The following is a 423-nucleotide window of genomic DNA, read 5'->3' on the forward strand; positions in this document are numbered from 1 at the left end:
CAACCTCGGACTCGACCACAACGGCACCACCTGGCACATCCAGACCACCACCTGACGGCGGCAGCCCAGACCACGCCAAGATCTTCATCAGTCTTCTAGGCAGTTTCGTTCAGATCTTCTGCTCGTTGGTCTGGGTGTGTCGTTGACTGACGCGCAGTGGGCGCGGATTGAGCCGTTGCTGCCGGACCGTACGCCGAGACGCGGTGGTCGATGGCGTGATCACCGTGAGGTGATCGACGCGATCGCGTTCAAGTTCCAGACCGGTTCGCAGTGGGTGCACCTGCCGGAGAAGTACGGCAACTGGCGGGGTGTCTACAACCGGCTTGAAGCTTCCCCGTGGACCTGGACACCTGGAGACTGGGACGTGAGGTTCCAGAGGAAGTAGAGCCAGGTGAGCAACAAGCAGGGCAAGCGGTACTCGGA

At 61.2% G+C, this 423-nt stretch carries 1 protein-coding gene; it reads left to right on the forward strand.

The genetic code is table 11. The features are described 5' to 3' along the window. The first annotated feature begins 136 nt into the window (after positions 1–136). Complete coding sequence (locus OO57_RS42055; RefSeq protein WP_234337736.1) at positions 137–385, forward strand: transposase; 249 nt, start codon at positions 137–139, stop codon at positions 383–385. Positions 386–423 lie beyond the last annotated feature (38 nt).

It is taken from the genome of Kitasatospora phosalacinea (genome assembly GCF_000717185.1).
GTDB lineage: Bacteria > Actinomycetota > Actinomycetes > Streptomycetales > Streptomycetaceae > Kitasatospora > Kitasatospora phosalacinea_A.